General features: G+C 60.5%; 14 protein-coding genes and 1 pseudogene. 14 read left to right on the top strand and 1 reads right to left on the bottom strand.

Annotated features, from left to right (window positions below):
- Positions 1–41: 41 nt before the first annotated feature.
- The 11 genes and pseudogenes from ACSQ87_RS30870 to ACSQ87_RS30820 all read left to right on the top strand — a co-directional run bounded on the left by ACSQ87_RS30870 (position 42) and on the right by ACSQ87_RS30820 (position 13,768).
- Positions 42–670, top strand: a pseudogene (locus ACSQ87_RS30870) (TolC family protein).
- A 42-nt stretch (positions 671–712) separates the two neighbouring features.
- Positions 713–2,869: a type I secretion system permease/ATPase gene (locus tag ACSQ87_RS30865; RefSeq protein ID WP_436275063.1), complete on the top strand. Its 2,157-nt coding sequence runs from the start codon at positions 713–715 to the stop codon at positions 2,867–2,869.
- A complete protein-coding gene (locus ACSQ87_RS30860) occupies positions 2,859–4,226 on the top strand; it encodes an HlyD family type I secretion periplasmic adaptor subunit (RefSeq protein WP_429533393.1) in 1,368 nt (455 codons plus the stop codon). The genes ACSQ87_RS30865 and ACSQ87_RS30860 overlap by 11 nt, the downstream gene beginning before the upstream one ends.
- Positions 4,227–4,528: 302 nt before the next feature.
- The gene (locus tag ACSQ87_RS30855; protein ID WP_192409757.1) at positions 4,529–5,425 is read left to right on the top strand and encodes a TauD/TfdA dioxygenase family protein; all 897 of its coding nucleotides are present in this window, start codon (positions 4,529–4,531) and stop codon (positions 5,423–5,425) included.
- Between the two features lie 18 nt (positions 5,426–5,443).
- Entirely contained in the window at positions 5,444–6,469 is a 1,026-nt protein-coding gene (locus ACSQ87_RS30850) for an ABC transporter substrate-binding protein (RefSeq protein WP_046047244.1), read from the top strand.
- Positions 6,470–6,474: 5 nt separating this feature from the next.
- A complete protein-coding gene (locus ACSQ87_RS30845; protein WP_436275062.1) occupies positions 6,475–7,335 on the top strand; it encodes an ABC transporter ATP-binding protein in 861 nt (286 codons plus the stop codon).
- Between the two features lie 20 nt (positions 7,336–7,355).
- Positions 7,356–8,222 (top strand): ABC transporter permease, encoded by an 867-nt coding sequence (locus tag ACSQ87_RS30840; RefSeq protein WP_436275061.1) that lies wholly within the window; start codon positions 7,356–7,358, stop codon positions 8,220–8,222.
- 201 nt (positions 8,223–8,423) lie between these two features.
- Positions 8,424–9,350 (top strand): LysR family transcriptional regulator, encoded by a 927-nt coding sequence (locus ACSQ87_RS30835; protein WP_436275060.1) that lies wholly within the window; start codon positions 8,424–8,426, stop codon positions 9,348–9,350.
- 214 nt (positions 9,351–9,564) lie between these two features.
- The gene (locus ACSQ87_RS30830) at positions 9,565–11,100 is read left to right on the top strand and encodes an MFS transporter (RefSeq protein ID WP_436275059.1); all 1,536 of its coding nucleotides are present in this window, start codon (positions 9,565–9,567) and stop codon (positions 11,098–11,100) included.
- Between the two features lie 26 nt (positions 11,101–11,126).
- On the top strand, positions 11,127–12,194 hold the full coding sequence (locus ACSQ87_RS30825) for an HlyD family secretion protein (RefSeq protein ID WP_436275058.1): 1,068 nt from the start codon (positions 11,127–11,129) through the stop codon (positions 12,192–12,194).
- On the top strand, positions 12,191–13,768 hold the full coding sequence (locus tag ACSQ87_RS30820) for an efflux transporter outer membrane subunit (protein WP_436275057.1): 1,578 nt from the start codon (positions 12,191–12,193) through the stop codon (positions 13,766–13,768). Before ACSQ87_RS30825 ends, ACSQ87_RS30820 begins: the two co-directional genes overlap by 4 nt.
- On the opposite strand, the gene ACSQ87_RS30815 is transcribed toward ACSQ87_RS30820, so the two are convergent.
- The gene (locus tag ACSQ87_RS30815) at positions 13,749–14,438 is read right to left on the bottom strand and encodes an NYN domain-containing protein (RefSeq protein ID WP_436275056.1); all 690 of its coding nucleotides are present in this window, start codon (positions 14,436–14,438) and stop codon (positions 13,749–13,751) included. The genes ACSQ87_RS30820 and ACSQ87_RS30815 overlap by 20 nt on opposite strands.
- 496 nt (positions 14,439–14,934) lie before the next feature.
- On the opposite strand from ACSQ87_RS30815, the gene ACSQ87_RS30810 reads away from it, so the two are divergent.
- The 3 genes from ACSQ87_RS30810 to ACSQ87_RS30800 are packed head-to-tail and all read left to right on the top strand — an operon-like array spanning position 14,935 to position 19,121.
- A complete protein-coding gene (locus ACSQ87_RS30810; protein ID WP_436275055.1) occupies positions 14,935–15,708 on the top strand; it encodes an efflux RND transporter periplasmic adaptor subunit in 774 nt (257 codons plus the stop codon).
- The gene (locus ACSQ87_RS30805; RefSeq protein ID WP_436275054.1) at positions 15,705–17,024 is read left to right on the top strand and encodes an efflux RND transporter periplasmic adaptor subunit; all 1,320 of its coding nucleotides are present in this window, start codon (positions 15,705–15,707) and stop codon (positions 17,022–17,024) included. Before ACSQ87_RS30810 ends, ACSQ87_RS30805 begins: the two co-directional genes overlap by 4 nt.
- Entirely contained in the window at positions 17,025–19,121 is a 2,097-nt protein-coding gene (locus ACSQ87_RS30800; RefSeq protein WP_436275053.1) for a biotin/lipoyl-binding protein, read from the top strand. It begins immediately after the preceding gene.
- Positions 19,122–19,127: the final 6 nt, after the last annotated feature.

Below are 19,127 nucleotides of genomic sequence, written 5' to 3'. Positions count from 1 at the left end.
CTGCAGTGATTCAAGACAAGCAATTCCGGGAAACTCCAATAATGCGTTTGCACCTGCTCACGGCTTTACCCTTCGTCCTTGCCGCCAGTTTTGTTCAGGCGCAGTCCCTTCCGGAAGCCATGCAACAGGCACTGAGATGTCCATCCGGAAATCCAGGCAGGCGTTAAATAGTCGATTGGCCGCGGATTATCAGTTAAAGGCAGCCAAAGGGGGATACCTCCCACGGGTCGATCTGCTGAGCGGTTATGGTCGCGAAGGCACTGATAACGTCACCACGCGTGCCGCCGGCAACAACAATCACTGGGGAAACCTGAATCGCAGCGAATCGAGCGTGCGGTTGTCACAAATGGTTTTTGACGGTTTTGCGACGTCGAGTGAAGTGGGGCGTCACGGCCAGCAATATGTCGATCACAGCATCCGCGTGCGCACCGCCTATCAGAAGCAGTTCAGTCTCGGCGAGCGCACCTTGCTCGACCTGCTCGGCAGTGAAAACGAGCTGTTCTCGGCGTCTCGTCGCCTGGCGGAGATCAAGAACATTCAGTTATTTACTCAGTACCGAATCAAGGCGACCATGGGCGAGTTGCTCAAGAGCCAGGGAGTGGTCGCACCGTTGGCATCCGTGGTGCAAAACGACGTGAAGCCCAAGGTTCAACTGCCTGGTATGAATTGAGCAGAACCTTCATTGTTCAAATGTTAGCCAAGAGTGCCGAGCGTGGAATCAGAAGTCAGTCGAGTTCAACTCATTCATGATCCACGCGCGCTGCACGACGATCCGTTACTGGATGGCTTGCTGGCTCTTTGCACCCTGCATCAGAAACCGGCCAGCGCCGCGATGTTGACCACCGGCCTGCCGTTGCCCAAGCAGCGCCTGAGCGTTGAATTGCTGCCCCGCGCGGCCGCTCGCGCCGGCCTGCAAGGGCGGGTGCTGGTACGCAAACTGGAACAGATCCCGGCGATTGCCATGCCGGCGCTGTTGCTGCTCAAGGATGGTCGCAGTGCCGTCCTGCTCGGTTGGCAAGGTGAAGACCAGGCGCGCCTGCTGCTCAGCGAAAGCGATGGCGGTGAAAGTGTCGTCAGCCGCGAAATGCTGGCCGATGACTACATCGGCAAAGTGTTCTTCGCCCAGCCCCAGCACAAATTCGACGTCAATCACGGCACGCTGATCCCGCGCGCGCGCTCGTGGTTCCGCGATACCCTCAAGCGGTCGCGCTGGCTGTACGCCGACGCCATCGCCGCCAGTTTCCTGATCAACATCATTGCCATGGCCGCGCCGCTGTTCGTGATGAACGTCTATGATCGCGTCGTGCCGAACCAGGCTGAATCGACCCTGTGGGTGTTGGCCATCGGCATCACCGGGGCGTACCTGTTCGACCTGATCCTCAAGAGTCTGCGCAGCCTCTGCCTGGACCTGGCCGGGAAGAAAACCGACCTGATCATCTCGGCCACGTTGTTCGAGCGCATCGTCGGTATGGCCATGAAGTACCGCCCGGCCCGGGTCGGCAGCTTCGCCCAGAACATCCATGAGTTTCAGAGCCTGCGGGACTTCCTCGCCTCGCTGACGCTCACCAGTTTGATCGACTTGCCGTTTACGCTGCTGATCTTCATGGTCATCGCGATTCTCGGCGGGCATCTGGTGTGGATCCCGGTGCTGGCGTTCCCGATTGCCCTGCTGATCGGTTATGCCTTGCAGAAGCCGTTGGTGGCGACCATGGAGCGAACCATGGCCCTGGGCGCCGAGCGGCAGTCGAGCCTGATCGAAACCCTCGCCGGCCTCGATGCGGTGAAGGTCAACAACGCCGAAAGCGAACGCCAGTATCAGTGGGAGCAGACCATCGGCACCCTCAGCCGCCTCGAGTTGCGGGTGAAAATGCTCTCCGGTCTGGCGATGAACATCACCTTGCTGATCCAGCAACTGGCCGGGGTGATCATGATCGTCTTCGGCGTGTACCAGATCATCGACGGTCACCTGAGCATGGGCGGTTTGATTGCCTGCTACATGCTCAGCGGCCGCGCGCTCAGCCCGCTGGCCTCGCTGTCCGGCCTGCTGACGCGTTACCAGCAAGCGCGGGTGACCATGACCTCGGTCGATCAGATGATGGAGCTGCCGCAAGAGCGCAACTTCGAGGAACGCCCACTGAGCCGCAAGGTCCTGCAAGGCGCCATCGAATGCCGGCAGATGAACTTCACCTACCCGAACCAACAGAACGCGGCGCTGAAGAACATCAACCTGATCATCAAGCCTGGCGAGAAGATCGGCATCATCGGGCGCAGCGGCTCGGGGAAAAGCTCCCTGGCCAAACTGCTCGTAGGCCTCTACCAGCCGGACGACGGCGCGCTGTTGGTGGATGGCGTCGATATCCGTCAGATCGACGTCAGCGAATTGCGCCACAACATTGGTTACGTGGCGCAGGACATCCAGCTGCTGGCCGGCACCCTGCGCGACAACCTGGTGTCGGGTGCGCGCTATGTCGAAGACGAAATGGTGCTGCAAGCTGCCGAACTGGCCGGCGTCCACGAATTCGCCCGTCTTCATCCCCAAGGTTATGAGCTGCAAGTCGGCGAGCGCGGGCAGAACCTGTCTGGCGGTCAGCGCCAGAACGTTGCCCTGGCCCGTGCATTGCTGCTCAACCCGCCGATCCTGCTGCTCGACGAACCGACCAGCGCCATGGACAACACCGGTGAAGAACGCCTCAAGCAACGCCTCGCGGCAGTGGTTGAAAGCAAAACCGTGGTGCTGGTAACGCACCGGGCTTCGCTGTTGTCGCTGGTGGATCGTCTGATCGTCATCGACCGCGGGCAGATTCTCGCCGACGGCCCGAAAGCCGCCGTGATGGAAGCGTTGAAGAAGGGGCAGATCAGTGTTGCTTAAGTCGGGTTTCAAGAATTCGATCGGCCGTTATTTCAAAGGCTCCGATTCGCTGCATGGCCAGCCACTTCCCGAGGTCAACAAAGCGCTGATCGAAGACGCCCCACGCGTGGTGCGGCTGACCATCTGGGCGATCATCGGCTTCTTCGTGTTCCTGATGCTCTGGGCCAACTTCGCCGTGATCGACGAAGTCACCAAGGGCGACGGCAAAGCCATTCCGTCGTCCAAGATCCAGAAAATCCAGAACCTTGAGGGCGGCATCGTCTCCGAGTTGTACGTGACCGAAGGGCAGATCGTTGAGGCCGGCGCGCCGCTGATTCGCCTGGACGACACGCGATTCGCCTCCAACGTCGGCGAAACCGAGGCCGATCGGCTGTCGATGCTGCTGCGAGTCGAACGTTTGAGCGCGGAAGTCGACGACCGTCCGCTGAACTTCCCCGCTGACGTACTGAAGGCCGTGCCGGGTCAGGCAGCCAGCGAAGAGTCGCTGTACATCAGCCGGCGTCAGCAGTTGCACGATGAAATTGGCGGTTTGGAGGAGCAGTTGATCCAGCGTCAGCAAGAGCTGCGCGAGTTCACCTCCAAGCAGTCGCAGTACCGCAACGGTCTTGCGTTGCAACGCCAGGAAATCAACATGTCCGAGCCGTTGGTGGCCCAGGGCGCGGTATCGCCGGTTGAAGTGCTGCGACTCAAGCGCGCCGAGGTTGAAACCCGCGGACAACTGGACGCGACCACCCTGGCCATTCCTCGCGCCCAATCGGCGATCAAGGAAGTGCAGCGCAAGATTGACGAGACTCGTGGCAAATTCCGCAGTGAAGCACTGACTCAACTCAATGAAGCACGCACTGATCTGAACAAGGCCCAGGCTACCGGCAAAGCGCTGGAAGACCGGGTCAGCCGGACGCTGGTGACATCGCCGGTGCGCGGCATCGTCAACAAGTTGCTGGTGAACACCATTGGCGGCGTGATCCAGCCGGGCAGCGACCTGGTGGAAATTGTACCGCTGGACGACACCTTGCTGGTTGAGGCAAAAGTTCGCCCACAAGACATCGCCTTCCTGCATCCGGGGCAGGAAGCGACGGTGAAGTTCACGGCGTATGACTACACCATTTATGGTGGGCTGAAGGCCAAGCTTGAGCAGATCGGTGCTGACACCATTACCGATGAAGACAAGAAAACCACTTACTACATCATCAAGCTGCGCACTGATCGCAGTCACTTGGGGACGGATGAAAAGCCGTTGCTGATCATCCCGGGGATGGTGGCTTCAGTGGACATCATCACGGGCAAGAAGACCGTCCTCAGCTACCTGCTCAAGCCGATTATTCGGGCCCGCGCCGAAGCGCTGCACGAGCGATAGTTCTCGGCTGGGGCTAATGGCCCCTTCGCGAGCAAGCCCGCTCCCACATTGGTTCTGTGATCAACACACATCCAATGTGGGAGCGGGCTTGCTCGCGAAGAGGCCCAAAAGGCAACACACCTCAAAAGCCATATCGTTATGCGCTAACGGTATTTAAATTTCAGTTCTTATATCTATAAAGTCATTCTCCTGCGTACCTGCCGACCAATCGGCGCGCCGCACGACACGAACCAACACGGGACCTCCGTGAGTTTCTTGATCGACGCGCGCGCCCTTGAGCGTGCCGTGCGTGGGAGTGATTTATGTCTGCAGCAACGGCTTCTCCAAGCGCCGCGAACATCGCGCCGCAAACCTTCGACATCCGCCCGTTCAGTGGCGCTGTCGGTGCCGAAATCATCGGCCTCGACCTGTCCCGCCCGATCAATGATCAGGACTTCGCCCGCATCCACCGCGCGCACCTGGATCATCACGTCGTGGTGTTCCGCGATCAGCGCATTACCCCCGAGCAGCACATCGCCTTCAGTCGCCGTTTTGGCGTGTTGCAGATCCATGTGCTCAAGCAATTTCTGCTGGCCGGGCATCCGGAAATTCTCATCGTTTCCAACATCATCGAAAACGGCCAGTCCATCGGCCTCGGCGACGCCGGCAAGTTCTGGCATTCCGACCTTTCCTATAAAGAACTGCCAAGCCTGGGCTCGATGCTGCACGCCCAGGAGTTGCCGTCCGAAGGCGGCGACACGCTCTTCGCCGACATGCACAAAGCCTGGGACAACCTGCCCGAAGCGTTGCGTAAAGCCGTCGAAGGGCGCTCGGCGGCGCACTCCTACACGGCGCGTTACAGCGAGACCAAATTCGAAGGCAATTGGCGCCCGACGCTGACGCCAGAGCAACTGGCTCAGGTCGCTGAAGTGGTCCACCCGATTGTTCGTACCCACCCGGAAAACGGCCGTAAGGCGTTGTTCGTCAGCGAGGGTTTCACCACGCGCATCGTTGGTTTGCCGGAAGACGAAAGCAAGCAACTGCTCGACGAGCTCTACGCCCACAGCGTGCTGCCGCAAAACATCTACCGCCATCAATGGCAGGCCCACGACCTGGTGTTCTGGGACAACCGTTCGCTGATTCATCTCGCCGCCGGATGCCCAAGCTACCTGCGCCGCAAGTTGTATCGCACCACCATCCAGGGCGATGCGCCTTTCTGATTTGTCGGAGAAACTCACATGTCCAAACGTCTTCCATTTGCACCGCTGGCTGCGGCCATCGGCCTGGGTTTCAGCCTGATCGCCGGCAGCCTGGTGGCGCCGACCGTGGCCCACGCTGAAGGTGAGATCCGCATCGCCGAGCAGTTCGGCATCGTTTATCTGTTGCTCAATGTGGTGCGCGATCAAAACCTGATCGAGAAGTACGGCAAGCAGGAAGGCATCGACATCAAGGTCGACTGGACCCAGCTCTCCGGTGGTGCGGCGGTCAACGATGCGTTGCTCTCCGGTTCCATTGATATTGCCGGTGCGGGCGTCGGTCCGCTGCTGACAATTTGGGACCGCACTCACGGCAAGCAGAACGTCAAAGCCGTCGCCTCCCTCGGCAACTTCCCGTACTACCTGGTGAGCAACAATCCCAAGGTCAAAACCATCGCTGACTTCACCGAGAAGGACCGCATCGCGGTGCCGGCGGTCGGCGTGTCGGTGCAGTCGCGCATCCTGCAATACGCGGCCGCCAAGCAGTGGGGCGACAAGGAATTCAATCGCCTCGACAAGTACACCATTGCGGTTCCTCACCCGGACGCCACCGCAGCGCTGATTGCCGGCGGCACCGAGTTGACCGGGCACTTTTCCAACCCGCCGTTCCAGGATCAAGAGCTGGCCAACCCTAACGTTCACGTTGTTCTCAATTCCAATGACGTGCTCGGCCCGAACTCGCCGACGGTGCTGTTCGCCACCGAGAAATTCCGCGACGAGAACCCGAAAACCTACAAGGCGTTCGTCCAGGCGCTGACTGAGGCGGCCGAGTTTGCCCAGAACGATAAAGGCGCGGCGGCGGACACGTACATCCGCGTCACCAAGGCCAAAATCGACCGTGCCGCGTTGCTGAAAATCATTGATAACCCGCAGTTCGAATTCAGCGTCACACCGAAAAATACTTACCCGCTGGCCGAGTTCCTCTACCGCGTCGGCGCGATCAAAAACAAACCGGACTCGTGGAAGGACTACTTCTTCCAGGACGCCAAACCGCTGCAAGGGAGCTGACCGAGATGAACGCCCCTTTGCAAGGCCACACGGTCAGCAAACCGATCGCGGCAGCCCAGGCGCTGCTGTCGGTCGACAACGTCAGCCTCGAATACCGCACGCCTCAGCGGGTGGTTCGAGCGACCCATCAGGTCAGTTTTGAAATCGATCCTGCGGACCGCTTTGTGCTGCTCGGTCCGTCCGGTTGCGGCAAATCAACGTTGCTCAAGGCGGTCGCCGGGTTCATCCAGCCGTGTGAAGGCGAGATTCGTCTTCAGGGGAAAACCGTTCATGCCCCGGGGCCGGACCGGATCGTGGTGTTCCAGGAATTCGATCAACTGCCGCCGTGGAAAACCGTCAAACAGAACGTGATGTTTCCGCTGCTTGCTTCGAAAACCCTGAAGCGCAAAGAGGCCGAGGAACGAGCGCTGCACTATTTGGACAAGGTCGGCCTCGCGGCGTTTGCCGACGCCTACCCGCATACCTTGTCCGGCGGTATGAAAGCGCGTGTGGCGATTGCTCGTGCGTTGGCCATGCAGCCGAAAATCCTCTTGATGGACGAACCCTTCGCCGCCCTCGATGCACTGACCCGCCGCAAGATGCAGGAAGAATTGCTGCTGCTCTGGGAGGAGGTGCGTTTCACGCTGCTGTTCGTCACGCACTCCATCGAAGAAGCGCTGGTGGTGGGCAATCGAATCCTGTTGCTGTCGCCGCATCCGGGGCGGGTGCGGGCGGAAGTCCATAGTCATCAATACGACTTGCACAGCCTAGGTGGCGTGGCGTTCCAGGAATCGGCGCGACGCATTCATCGGTTGTTGTTCGATGAAGGTCAGTCCCCGCAAACCGAGCGTGAGCTGGATTTCTCCGACATCCGCATCGCTTATTGAGCCATTGAGAGGAGTGCCCGATGAGCCTTTTATCATCCCCGCGTGAAGAATTTGAAACGGTGCTGCGGCCGCTGACGAGTGTGCCGCTGGAGCGTGAATTACCGTTCGGTCAGCGCCTGTGGCAACAAGGCTGGTTACGCAAAAGCCTGATCCTGATTTTGCTCGCGGTCCTGTGGGAGGTGGTTGCCCGTGTTCAGAACAACGACCTGCTGCTGCCGAGTTTTCTGCAAACCGGGAGCGCGCTGTATGACGGTTTGCTCAGTGGCGAATTGCTGAGCAAGGTGTGGATTTCGCTGGTGGTGCTGCTCAAGGGTTACCTGATCGGCATCGTGCTGGCGTTTGCCCTGACCACGCTGGCGGTGTCGACGCAGTTTGGCCGCGACCTGTTGAGTACGTTGACCTCGATGTTCAACCCGCTGCCGGCGATTGCGCTGTTGCCGTTGGCGCTGCTGTGGTTCGGTCTGGGGCAGAACAGCCTCATTTTTGTGTTGGTGCATTCGGTGCTCTGGGCGCTGGCCTTGAACACCTATGCCGGGTTCCTCGGTGTCTCGGAAACCTTGCGCATGGCCGGGCGCAATTACGGCCTCAAAGGCATGCGCTTCGTGCTGTTCATCCTGATTCCGGCAGCGCTGCCATCGATTCTCGCCGGGCTGAAAATCGGCTTTGCCTTCGCCTGGCGCACGCTGATCGCCGCTGAATTGGTGTTCGGCGCCACCAGTGGCAAGGGCGGCTTGGGCTGGTACATCTTCCAGAACCGCAATGAGCTGTACACCGACAAGGTGTTCGCCGGGTTGGCGGTGGTGATCCTGATCGGCTTGCTGGTGGAAAACCTGGTGTTCAGCACGTTGGAGCGAGTCACGGTGAAGCGTTGGGGGATGCAGCGCTAAATTCTGTGGTGGCAGATTTGACGCCATCGCGAGCAGGCTCACTCCCACAGTGATCTTCAGTGGATGCACACCATGTATTCGACACATAACCCTGTGGGAGCGAGCCTGCTCGCGATGGGGCCAGTCCAGCCAACACATCAATTGAGAGATGTTTGCTAGCATTGCGTCTGCATCAATCCAGATCAGACATGAGTGCTCAGCATGCAACTCCCGGACATGAACTTGTTGGTCGCCCTCGACGCCTTGCTCGACGAGGGCAGTGTGGTGGGCGCCGCACGGCGGATGAACCTCAGCCCGGCGGCGATGAGCCGGACGCTGACGCGCATTCGCGAGGCCCTCGGCGATCCGATTCTGGTGCGCGCCGGCCGTGGTCTGGTGCCGACGCCCAAGGCGCTGGCGTTGCGCGAGCAGGTGCGTGACGTGGTGGAGCAGGCCGCGTTGTTGTTTCGTTCGGCTGATGCGGTGGAACTGGGCACGTTGCGCCGTCGGTTCAACATTCGGGCCAATGACTTTTTCGTCGGCGTTTATGGCGGAAAACTGTTCGACACCCTGGATCGCCAGGCGCCGTACTGCGAACTGCGTTTTGTGCCGGAAGGCGATGGCGATGACGAAGCGCTGCGGGAAGGGCGGATCGACCTGAGCATCAGCAATACCCGGCCGTTGACCCCGGAAGTGAAGATTCAGAATCTGTTCTCTACTCATTTCGTCGGCCTGGTTCGCGAAGACCATCCGCTGTTCAACGAAGAGATTACGGCCGAGCGTTTCGCCGGGTTTTCCCATATCAGCATGTCCCGTCGCGGCATCGCCCGTGGCCCGATCGATACCGCGCTCAATGCGTTGGGGCTGGAGCGGCGGGTGGCGGTGATTGCACCGAGTTTCCATGCGGCGATGTTTGCCTTGCCTGATTCCGATTTGATTCTGCCGGTGCCCAAGGAGGCATTGCTGAGCGTCCAGCGGCTGGGCTTGAAGCTGCGGTCATTTACGCTACCGATTCCGTTGCCGACCATTATGTTGACCCAGTCCTGGCACCCACGTTTCGACAAGGATCCGGCCCATCGCTGGCTACGTGAAACCCTCAAGGCCTGTTGCGACGAGACGTGGCTGGCCGCGCAACCCACCTCAAGTTGATCACGGATCTACTGTGGGAGCGGGCTTGCTCGCGAAAGCGGTGTATCAGTCACCATTGATGTTGAATGTGATGGCCCCTTCGCGAGCAAGCCCGCTCCCACAGGGTTCTGCATTGCTGCGCCTGACGCACTTATAAGCTGCCAATAAGTCAATTTTCGTAAGGTCCCGCACTTCTTAAAATGCTTCGGTATTCAAACTCCCGGAGCGTGCAGTCATGACTTCCCTCACGGTCACGGCACCTCTCGCCGCGGCCAGCCCGGCTGCCGTCACGCCACCGGTCTTTGGTCCGCGGATCATCATCGGCCTGGTGGGCGTGTTGTTGGCGGTGCTGGTGTCGGGCCTGAACGAGATGGTGACCAAGGTTGCCCTGGCCGACATCCGCGGCGCATTGGCCATCGGCTACGACGAAGGCACCTGGCTGGTCGCCAGTTACACCGCAACCTCGGTGGCGGCCATGGCGTTTGCGCCGTGGTGCTCGGTGACGTTTTCGCTGCGACGGTTCACCCTCTGCGCCATCAGTGCATTCACCCTGTTGGGCGTGTTGTGCCCGTTCGCTCCAAACTACGAAAGCCTGCTGGTCATGCGCACCTTGCAAGGCTTGGCGGGCGGTGCGTTGCCGCCGATGCTGATGACCGTCGCGCTGCGCTTTTTGCCGGCCAACGTGAAGCTTTATGGTCTGGCCGGTTATGCCCTGACCGCGACGTTCGGCCCAGGCCTCGGCACGCCACTGGCCGGGTTGTGGACCGAACACGTCGGATGGCAGTGGACCTTCTGGCAAATCATCGTGCCGTGCCTGATCGCCATGGTCGCAGTGGCCTATGGCTTGCCCAAGGACCCGCTGCGCCTGGAGCGCTTCAAACAATTCAACTGGCGCGGCTTGCTGCTGGGTTTTCCGGCGATCTGCATGCTGGTGATCGGTATTTTGCAAGGCAATCGGCTGGACTGGTTCGAGTCGAGCCTGATCTGCGGATTGCTCGGGGGTGGCTTGCTGCTGTTGGTGCTGTTTCTGATCAATGAATGGTCGCAACCGATGCCGTTTTTCAAGCTGCAGATGCTCGGCATCCGCAATCTGTCGTTCGCTTTGCTGACCCTGGCTGGGGTGCTGGTGGTGTTGTTGGCGGTGATCATTATTCCGTCCAGCTACCTGGCGCAGGTGCAGGGTTATCGCCCGGTTCAGACCGCGCCGATCATGTTGCTGGCGGCGTTGCCGCAGTTGATCGCGCTGCCGTTGGTGGCGGCGTTGTGCAACCTGCGTTGGGTCGATTGTCGCTGGGTGCTGGGGATCGGCCTGAGCATGCTGACGCTGTCCTGCATCGGAGGGTCGCAGCTGACGTCGGTGTGGATTCGCGACGACTTCTACGTGCTGCAACTGCTGCAAATCTTCGGTCAGCCGATGGCGGTGCTGCCGTTGTTGATGCTCTCCACCGGCAGCATCAGCCCGATGGAAGGGCCCTTCGCGTCAGCCTGGTTCAACACCGTAAAAGGCCTGGCGGCGGTGATCGCCACCGGCGTGCTGGAGGCGTTGACCACCTCAAGGCTGCATTTCCACTCGGTGATGCTGGTGGACAACCTCGGCAACTCACCTCTGGTCGACAACGACAGCGCGGGCCTTGCCCACCGGCTGCATGAGCAGGCCGTGGTGCTGACGGCATCGGACCTTTATCTGTGCATGGCCGGCGTCGCACTGGCGTTGATCCTGCTGATTTTCTGGCTGCCGACGCGGATCTATCCGCCGCGCGCGCCGACTTGAATGCTTCACTGAAACAGAAGGTTTTTATGACGACTCAATCAAAGCAAAAAGTGGCCGTTGGCGTCGCTGTGGTGGCGCTCGGGGTGCTGGTGTATTTGCTGGCGCCCGGCCTGTTCGGCAAGCGCACGCAGCAGAACACCAATGATGCCTTTGTCTCGGCGGACTTCACGCTGGTGGTGCCGCGCGTGGCCGGGTTCATCAAGGAAGTGCTGGTGGAGGACAACCAGCAGGTCAAGGCCGGGCAGTTGCTGGCGTTGATTGATGACCGCGATCTGCGAGCCGCCGCCCAAGCGGCAGACGCCGAAACCCTGGTGGCCAGGGCGCAACTGCAAAATGCCCGTGCGACCCTTGAACGTCAGGCTTCGGTGATCGCTCAGGCCCAAGCCACGGTCGTGTCGGCCAAGGCTGAAATGGCCTTCGCCGAGCATGAACTGAATCGCTACAACCATCTCGCCGGAGTGGGCGCCGGCACGGTGCAGAACGCTCAACAAGCGCGGACCCGCATCGATCAGGCCACCGCGCGGCTAGCTAACGTGACGGCAATGCTGGCGGCGGAGCGCAAGCAGGTGGAAATCCTCACCGCTCAGCGTGACGCGGCTGAAGGCGGACTGAAACGGGCGCAAGCGGCGCTGGAAATGGCCAGCTACGAGCTCTCCTACACGCGCATCGTTGCACCTCAGGACGGTATGGTCGGCGAGCGCGCCGTTCGGGTCGGCGCCTATGTCACGCCGGGGAGCAAAATCCTCGCGGTGGTGCCGCTTGCGCAGGCCTATGTGGTCGCCAATTTTCAGGAGACCCAACTGACCGACGTGCAGCCAGGGCAGGACGTGCAAGTGCGTGTCGACAGCCTCGGCGGCGAAGCCCTGAGCGGTCGCGTCGAGAGCATCGCACCGGCCACGGGTGTGACGTTCGCCTCGGTCAAGCCGGACAACGCTACCGGCAACTTCACCAAGGTGGTGCAGCGGATTCCGGTGAAAATCGTCCTTGATCCGGGTCAGGCATTGGCCGAGCGGTTGCGGGTTGGGATGTCGGTTGAGGCGAGTATTGATACCGCCGGTACCGGAAACACTTCGCGTGAGGTCACTCAGCGATGAACGTCGGTAATCACCCAACCCTGTGGCGAGGGAGCTTGCTCCCGCTCGAGTGCGCAGCGCTCGCAGTTTTTGGGTCCGCTTCGCGGCCCAGCGGGAGCAAGCTCCCTCGCCACAAGAGCCGCATTCAGTCTGCAGTTATTGCGCTGGGATTATTTTCACTCAGCGCCTGCACCGTCGGCCCGGACTTTCAAAAGCCTCAGGCACCGCAAATCGCTGAGTGGTCGACACCATCCAGGTCCGCCGCCAGCCAAGTCGTCGCCGAGACCATGGACGAACGCTGGTGGGAGGTGTTCAACGACCCGAAACTCTCGGCCCTGACTCAACGTGCCCTGACCGACAACCTCGACCTGAAACTCGCCAGCAGCCGTTTGCAGCAAAGCCGCGCTGTGCGTCAGGTGATCACCGCCGACCGTTACCCGAATACCGCCGCCACTGGCAGTTACGGGCGAAAACGCAACAGCGGCGAAGGCTTGAACGATCCGTCGGGACACAACGGTGACTCGGCGTACAACCTGTGGGACGCAGGCTTCTCCGCATCCTGGGAGCTGGATTTCTGGGGCCGTGTGCGCCGCGAAACCGAAGCCGCCGACGCCACCCTGGAAGTCGCGGAAAACGACCGACGCGGCGTGCTGTTGTCGATGCTCGCCGAAACCGCCCAGGCCTACATTCAGTTGCGCGGTGTGCAAAGTACGCGAGCTGTCACCGAGGAGAACCTCGACGTCGCCCGCCACAGCCTGAAACTTTCGCAGCTGCGCCTGGCCGACGGTGTCGCCACCGACCTGGACGTCGCCGAAGCCGCCGCCCAGGTAGCGGCTATCGAGTCGCGTCTGCCCGCGCTGGAGCAGCGCCAGTCGCAACTGATCAACGCCTTGAGCCTGCTGATGGGCGAGCCGCCGCAAGCGCTGTCCGCCGAGTTATCCACAGACGCCCCGGTGCCGCAAACCCCGCGTCAGGTCGCTATCGGGCTGCCGTCGCAACTGGCCGAACGCCGTCCGGACATCCGCCAGGCCGAAGCCCACCTGCATGCCGCAACCGCGAGCATCGGTGTGGCCAAGGGCGATTTCTATCCGCGGATCACCCTGTCGGGCAACATCGGATCGCAAGCCATGCAGCTCAGTGATTTCGGCTCCTGGGGTTCGCGTTCGTTCGGTATCGGCCCGCAATTCAGCTTGCCGCTGTTTGACGGCGGTCGCCTGCGCGGCGTGCTGCACTTGCGCGAAGCCCAACAACAGGAAGCCGCCATCGCCTACCAGCAAACCGTGCTGCGCGCCTGGCATGAAATCGACGATCAACTGACCGCCTACAACGCCAGCCAACTGCGCCGCGACAGCCTTGCCGAAGCCGTCCGCCAGAACCAGATCGCCCTGCGTACCGCGCAACAGCAATACGTGGAAGGGGTGGTGGATTTCGTTAACGTGCTGACCGTGCAAGGCGCGCTGTTGGCGACTCAGGAGCAGTTTGTGGAAAGTTCGACCGGGGTGTCGTTGGCGATGGTCGGGTTGTACAAGGCGTTGGGTGGGGGATGGGAGTCGGTGTATCCGCTGGCAGATGTTGTTACCAATAATCCGGTTTGATGGTAGGCGTTTTACGGGTAGGCACGCGTTCCGGGAACTGGTGTGACTGCAACTCTTCTGCAGAGATGACTCGACGCATCCAATGGGAATGTTCCTTTAGCGAACCTGGTGAAGGACAGTTCAATTCAGCTCGATGAGGAAGAATGACCCCGATAGTTATGTCAGGAAAATCTTCGCGAATAGCTTTAAGGGCTGGAGTCATGTCTGTGTCGCTGGAAACCAGTACGAGTTGTTCAATACGGTCATGCACTTCAAGAGCGGCTTGCTTGGTAGCAGTGCGGTACATGCTGATCGCGATGTGAACATCCGTTTCTTTCTCTTCAAGCTTCCAAATGTCGACCTTGTCTTGACGTGAAGCACCTGTTTTCCTGTCTATGAAGCGCGGAGCTTTCGCCGGCTCGAGCGAGTGCCGGCCATAGTGCACTGCTACTTTGGTCGCTTTCAGTGCTCGCACATAGGAGTCTTGAGCCTCTTTCGAGATTCTGCCCCGAGTGGCGAGTATCGGTTTGACGGAAGAAGTGAAGTAATCAACGGAGATGATTGAGCTTTGCGGGTTTTCGATATGTGCGACATGGGCCAGTAGGCCTTTGAGGTTGAGCCACTTATAGGGAGTTCCCGCGAGCAACCCGTAAAACAGATTGTAGCCATCAACAAAAAAAGCGGTGCGCACTAACTTAATCCTCAAAAACGAAAAAACCGGCCTAGGCCGGTTTCTTCACCCCAACTGCCAGAGAACTGAATCTCTACGTACGGGGTTGAGTTGGAGCAATCCTAAGTCGTGCTCGCCACGCACGTCAACCGCCGATTGACCAGGAGCTGCACGACGGCATGCACTCCAGCGCCGGCGAGTCAGTTTTGATCACCGGCCTAGGTGATGGTCAAGGCGTTGTTGGCCTGATCTATTAGTGATTGCTACAGGAAGAGTGACGAGGTGCTGCATTTCGATAAAAGTTTGAAGTGTCCACCGCTGCTCTCCGTATCGATTGAATGTATGTTCCCAATTTGATGTGGGATTTATTACCGAGAGGTACTGGAGGAAAGCCCAAGTATCTGTGCTGAGAAATTTGTCTATTTTGAAACAGCACATTTCTATCCAAGGACATCTATCTCCTTGACGTCCACCCACGCTGTCATAGACTCCGCTCATCCGTCAGGGAGTAACGGTTATGCGGCGTGTTCGTGTGTGGGTTATTGGATTGACCTTTGTAACGTGTGTTGTACAGGCGCAAACACCTGCGCCCGATGATCCGCTGCTGGACAGCAGCGGCAGTGCAAACGCCAGCAGCGAGGCCCGTGGCGTGCTGCGAGCCCGGGATCAGGCGGTGCTGGCCAGTGAGTTGTCCGGGCGTATTGTCGAGTTGCCGTTCAGTGAGGGTGAGTCGTTCAAGAAGGGCGACACCTTGGCGCGTTTTGACTGTTCGGCTTATCAGGCCCAGCTCAACGCGGCTCAAGCTGCCAATCGTGGTGCTGGTGAAGAGCTGTCCCACAACAAGCAACTGGCGGCGTTGAATTCGGTCGGGCGTTTTGAAGTGGCGCGGGCCGAGGCCAAGGTCAGCGAGACTCAGGCGCAGTCCCAGGTTTATCAGGTTCAGGTCAAACGTTGCAGCGTGCTGGCGCCGTTCGATGGGCAAGTCGTCGAGCGCAAGGTCAAGCGTTATGAAAGCGTCGCTGCCGGCACGCCGTTACTGGACGTGGTCGACAACCGCACCCTGGAAATTCATCTGCTGGTGCCGTCACGCTGGATGGCCCGGCTCAAGCCTGGCCAGATCTTCAGTTTTGTTCCCGATGAAACCGGTCAGCCACTGGATGCCACGGTCAAACGCCTCGGCGCGCGGATTGACGAAGGCAGTCAGACCTTGCTGCTGGTGGCAACGCTTCCCAACGCCAACGGTTTGCTGGCCGGCATGAGTGGCACGGCGCGTTTCGCGGAGTTCAAGTGAACGCCCCGGTCACGGGTGGCGCTGAACAGGTGTTCGCAAGGTTTCTGGATCTCGAACGCCTGACCCGCGCTGCTCGCACGCCTGCGCAACTGGCCTACAGCCTGGTCAATGACGGTCAGGCGCTGTTCGGTTTTCGCCACGCGGCGCTGTTGATTGCCGGCAAAGTGCAGGCCGTGACGGGCGTCAGTGCAGTGGAGCCGAATGCACCGTTCGTGGCGTTTGTCGAGCAGGCAGTGGCGCAGTTGTTCAAGCTCGAGGTGCTGAAACAGGCGCGGGTGATTCAGGCGAATGTTCTCAGCGAATCGATTCAGGCGGACTGGCAAAGTCTTTCCGCGGCTCAGGTGTTCTGGCTGCCGCTGATTGATCACCAAGGTGAGGTGTTTGGCGGTCTGTGGCTGGCGCGGGATCTGCCGTGGAATCCTTCCGAGCAAGTGTTGCTGTCGCAATTGGGTGACACCTACAGCCACGCCTGGCTGGCGCTGCAACCGCGCAAACCGTGGCGGCTGCGCTGGACGCGAAAACGTCAGGTGGCGCTGGTCGCGGTGGTGTTGCTCGGGCTGCTCATTCCGGTGCGCCAATCAGTGCTGGCTCCGGCCGAAGTCGTTCCGCTGGGCGGCCGAGTTGTTGCGGCGCCGCTGGACGGGGTGATTGCCGAGTTTCTGGTCAAACCCAATCAGACGGTGAAAGCCGGCGACCTGTTGTTGCGCTTTGAAAGCACCACGCTTAGGGCCCAGGCCGACGTGGCCGAGCGCGCCTTGGGTGTTGCTGAAGCTGAGCTGAAGGCCAATTCCCAACGCTCGTTCGCCGATGCCGAATCGAGCTCGAAAATCGATCTACTGGCTGCGCGAGTCGAGCAAAAACGCGCTGAACGCGATTACGCCCGCGAATTGCTCAAGCGCAGCGAAGTACGCGCCGAACGGGGCGGTATTGCGGTGTTCGCCGATGCGGAACGCTGGACCGGTAAACCGGTGCAGACCGGCGAGCGGTTGATGGAAATCGCCGACCCGACCCAGGCGGAGTTACGCATCGAACTGGCGGTGGGCGATGCGATTGCGCTGGAACCTGGCGCACAGGTCGCGTTGTTTCTCGACAGTGATCCGTTGCAACGGCATCTGGCCCGGCTCGAGCGCGCGGCTTATGAAGCACAGCCCACGGCTGGCGGACAATTGGCGTATCGACTCGACGCCAGTTTCCAGCAAACACCACCGCGTATCGGGTTGCGAGGGACAGCGAAAGTCTTCGGTGACCGTGCGCCGCTGGCGCTGTACCTGTTACGTAAACCCCTGGCCGGTTTGCGCCAGAGCGTGGGGCTTTAGATGAGCCTGCCGAACCTGCGTGCAGATTTGCAGCTGACGCCTGCATCACCGGCGCTCGATGGCTCGCCGCGCTGGACCCTGGCCGATCCGGTGCGCGGTCGCTATTTCAAACTTGGCGTGGCGGCGATGCGCCTGCTGCGCCATTGGTCCTTGGGTGATCCCGAGCAAGTGCTGCGTGCAGCCAACCGCGAACCGGGTTTACCGCTCGATGGCGCGGAGCTTGAGCAATTGCTGGTTTTTTTGCGCAGCCACGATCTGATCACCGCCCTCGATCCCCAACAGCGTGCCAGTTACAGCCTCAAAGCGGCCGCTCAACGGCAATCGATATGGCAGATCTTGCTGCACCAATACCTGTTTTTTCGCATTCCGCTGTGGCGTCCGGACGCTTTTCTCAATCACGCCTGGCCATGGCTGGAACGTTTCGGCCCGCGAGCATTACGCTACGGATTGCCGGCAACCCTGGGCCTCGGCGTGTTTCTGGTGTCACGGGACTGGCAGCGCTTTATCGCGACTTTTCCGCATCTGTTCAGCCTCGGCGGCGCGCTGGCGTTCGGCGTGGCGCTGTTCTTCGCCAAGCTTTGTCACGAGTTCGGTCACGCCTTCATGGCCAAGCGCGCCGGTTGTCGAGTGCAGAGCATGGGTGTGGCGTTCATGGTGTTGCTGCCGATGTTTTACACCGATGTCAGCGACGCCTGGCGGGTCAATGATCGCCGTGCGCGGTTGCTGATTGGCGCCGGCGGCGTGCTGGCGGAATTGCTTTTGGCGAGCATCGCGCTGCTCGCCTGGTCGCTGCTGCCAGACGGTCCCGGACGCACGGCGGCCTTCATGCTCGCCAGCGCCACCTGGATGACCACGTTGGTGATCAACCTCAACCCGTTCATGCGGTTTGATGGCTATTTTCTGCTCAGCGACTATTGGCAGGTCGACAACCTTCAAGGGCGAGCATTTGACCTTTGTCGCTGGCGCTTGCGTGAGTTTTTATTCGGTTACGGTGCGCCGGCGCCGGAGCCCTGGTCGCCGAAGATGCAACGGCGTTTGCTGATCTGGGGTTACGGCTCGTGGCTGTGGCGCGCGGCGTTGTTTTTCGGGATTGCGCTGGCGGTCTACCACCTGTTCTTCAAGGTGTTGGGGATTTTCCTGATGCTGGTGGAACTGGTGTGGTTCATCTTCCTGCCGATCATGAGTGAATGGCGGCAATGGTGGACTCGCCGTGAACAGGCGCATGCGCCTCGGGTGCTGCTCAGTGGCCTGGCCTTGCTTGGGCTGTTGCTGATGCTGGTCGTGCCGTGGCGCAGCGCCGTGGAGTTGCCGACGATGCTGGAGGCTGGCCGCGCCAGTGCCTTGCACGCGCCAGTCGCGGCGCGGGTGAAAACGGTGAATGTTCACGATGGTGAAGCGGTTGCCCAGGGCCAGGTGTTGATTGAACTGGAATCCCCGGACCTGGATTCGCGTCAGGCCATCGTCCGCCGCGAAATCCAGATCCAGCAGTTGCAGATGCGCCGTCAGGCCAGCCGCAGTGAAACCGCCGCCGACGCCGGTATCGTCGAACAGCGCCTGGCCGAAGCGGTCGCCGAATACCGAGGCCTGGCCGCCCAGCGTGAGCGTCTGCTGCTGCGAGCGCCCCACGCCGGCAAGGTGCGCGATCTGTTGCCTCAGTTGGCGGTCGGTCGCTGGTTATCGACCAAAGATCCGCTGGCGCGGGTGGTCGAAGACGGCGCGCGGTTGCGCGGTTATCTGGCCGAAGTCGAGCTCTGGCGTGTCGCCACGGGCGCCAGCGGACGCTTCATCGCCGACGATCCGATGCACCCGGCGATCGCCGTGCAACTGAGCGAAATCGACACCAACGGTGCGGCCTTTGTCGATCAGGAAGCGTTGACCTCCGATCACCATGGGCCGATTGCCGTGCGCCGGGATCAGCATCAAAGGGCGGAGCCGGTACAGGCTCAATATGGGGCGCGGTTGAGCGTCCTCGAGGACGTACCGACCCCGGTGCAACCCTTGCGCGGCATTGTGGTGTTGCAAGGGCGAGGCGAGTCGTTGCTGGGTGTCGCCTGGCGGCGGTTGGCAGCGCTAGGCGTAAGGGAAAGCGGTTTTTAAGGAGCG

Source organism: Pseudomonas sp. LjRoot277, assembly GCF_964253845.1.
In the GTDB taxonomy this organism is placed as follows: domain Bacteria; phylum Pseudomonadota; class Gammaproteobacteria; order Pseudomonadales; family Pseudomonadaceae; genus Aquipseudomonas.
This window is presented reverse-complemented; position numbering and strand designations above follow the sequence as displayed.